Below are 236 nucleotides of genomic sequence, written 5' to 3'. Positions count from 1 at the left end.
CAAGCTGACGGGCGTCGTGGGGGCGTCGGTCGCCTTTGGCGCGGTCGTTGCGGGTGGCGTAGGTTTAGCCGCGGCACGCAACGTTTCGGATGAAATCCGTCAATTGTGCCTGCCGGATCCGGGCTGATCCAACGCTGCAACCAGGGGGCGTAGTAACGCAACCCGTAGTAATACAGCCCAGTAGCATCGAGCTCCTGGCCGCTGTAACGGCGCGTTTTATAGCTTGCCTCAATGGC

At 61.4% G+C, this 236-nt stretch carries 1 protein-coding gene; it reads right to left on the bottom strand.

Translation table 11 applies throughout. The annotated features are described in order from the left end of the window. The coding region (locus AC0L3B_RS40325) for an RHS repeat-associated core domain-containing protein (RefSeq protein ID WP_473383659.1) at nt 1-233 on the bottom strand (233 nt) is incomplete at its 3' end. Nucleotides 234-236: the final 3 nt, after the last annotated feature.

Source organism: Bradyrhizobium sp. Kon56 (genome assembly GCF_055807635.1).
The sequence above is the reverse complement of the archived record's forward strand: the minus strand, read 5'-3'. Positions and strand labels throughout refer to the sequence as shown.